The sequence below is a fragment of the Pseudoalteromonas sp. MMG024 genome (assembly GCF_021654175.1).
Taxonomy (GTDB): Bacteria; Pseudomonadota; Gammaproteobacteria; order Enterobacterales; family Alteromonadaceae; genus Pseudoalteromonas.
In genome coordinates, this window is the sequence record NZ_JAKFZO010000046.1 from 1 (window position 1) to 1,649 (window position 1,649).

Here is a 1,649-nt window from a genome sequence, read left to right on the forward strand (position 1 = left end):
AGCTTGTTTGTTGGTCATATAGCCGAGTTCAGGCAGGTTAATAATTGCAATCAATGGGGTCAGAGTCGTTGATTTGCCCCTTTCCCAAAGGCAGGTTCTGGCACTAAATTGCGTTAAAACAAAAAGCAATGTATCGCATTGAGTTAATAATTCATCCATGACCTCACTTCCTCAAGCTGCGAAGCGTTGCTTCGGTCTTTCGTCACCCATGAAATCAAACCTGAAAACATAATTTAAATGAATAATGCGAGACAGGGCGCGAAGCGGTCGAGCAAGCCATGCTAAGGCATGGATGCCGATTCATGGCGTTTATGTTCACATTTAAATTATGTTTGAAGAATCAGTTTGATTTTGGGGCGCCGAGGGATTCCAAAGGGAGACCGGCGTTAGCCTCCCTTTGGCTGCTGTCGCCAGTGCGACAAATATACTTTCAAGTATAAAAAGCTGTTAAGAATAAGCTATCAAGTAAATTTCGCTCTTAAAATAAATACGACAATCATAACTTCCGTTCATAATAAACCGCTGGAATATCCCCTAGCGGATCATTATGCATATACTCTTTCACAAACCTCATACCAAGCTTTTCCATTACACCAATGGAGCCCGCATTCTCTTTTAACGCAATTGCACTAATATGCGTGTACTTTGGCATTAACGCAATTTGCTCAACTAGGGCATTGGCCGCTTCGGTTGCATAGCCTTTACCCCATGAGCTTTGCTTAAAACGCCAACCTAGTTCAAGGTTATGCCACTGGGTATCGGTTTCATCATTAAAGAAATGCATTGGCCTTACTAAAATCCAACCAATAAATTCACCTGACTCTTTAATGTTAACTTTCCAAAGACCCCAACCTTTTTCTTTATTGGCATACTTTGCCATGCGCGGTAAAAACACTGTGTGCTTTTCTTCCATCGTGGTTGGCTTGCCACCATTTAAATATTTCATTACCGCAGGGTCTTGGTCGAGCTCAAATAAATCATTGATATCTTTTTCAGTGATAAATGAATAATTAAGGCGTGTAGATGATGGCTGCATTTTTTATACTCCTGAGCGGTAATTAACGTAATTTGTGGGCTGAATTTTTCTTATTTTTTTCTGATTTGTGATTCTAACACTACTTTTTAAAAGGCCTTTAGTATTAACTGTTACCAAACATTAATAACAGGAAATACCAATGAATTTAATTAAAGGACTATGCCTAACACTCGCACTTTTTGTATCAAATGCCATTGCCCACCAATATGAAGGGGATTGGCAATTTATTAAAGGTGAATACAAAACGCCGTCAGGTGAAGTACTAACAGCAGATAACGCAACACTTGTGGCAATCAAAACCGTGAAAGGCGATAAATTTGCCTTAAACAATATGCAGCAAGGTGAGTTTTTAGGGTATTTAGCCGGCAAGTTTACCATAGACGGCGATAGCTACAGCGAGCATATTGAAAAAGGCACTTCAAATGAGCACCAAGGTAAAGTATTTACCTTTAACGGTTGGCTTGAAACCAAACAAGAACACGGCCAAGAAGTTATTTACTGGCATCACAAAGGATTGGTAAATGGCACAGAAGAAACGGAAGTTTGGCGTAAGCTTGCTCGCTAATTGTTAGGGTCTGTTGATCTTTGCTGTTCTATTTTTGTTCTGTTTGAG

Annotated in this window: 2 protein-coding genes; one reads left to right on the plus strand and one right to left on the minus strand. The window is 39.9% G+C overall.

The window, feature by feature from the left end; genetic code table 11:
- Positions 1 to 496: 496 nt before the first annotated feature.
- On the minus strand, positions 497 to 1,036 hold the full coding sequence (locus L1068_RS21765) for a GNAT family N-acetyltransferase (protein ID WP_237131953.1): 540 nt from the start codon (positions 1,034 to 1,036) through the stop codon (positions 497 to 499).
- Positions 1,037 to 1,175: 139 nt separating this feature from the next.
- Between L1068_RS21765 and L1068_RS21770 the strand changes: the two genes are divergently transcribed.
- Complete coding sequence (locus L1068_RS21770) at positions 1,176 to 1,601, plus strand: hypothetical protein (protein ID WP_237131954.1); 426 nt, start codon at positions 1,176 to 1,178, stop codon at positions 1,599 to 1,601.
- Positions 1,602 to 1,649 lie beyond the last annotated feature (48 nt).

What these genes read in the sequence shown, in the direction of transcription:
- L1068_RS21765 (WP_237131953.1), bottom strand. Translation starts at nt 1,036, where the DNA reads ATGCAGCCATCATCTACACGCCTTAATTATTCATTTATCACTGAAAAA.
- L1068_RS21770 (WP_237131954.1), top strand. Translation starts at nt 1,176, where the DNA reads ATGAATTTAATTAAAGGACTATGCCTAACACTCGCACTTTTTGTATCA.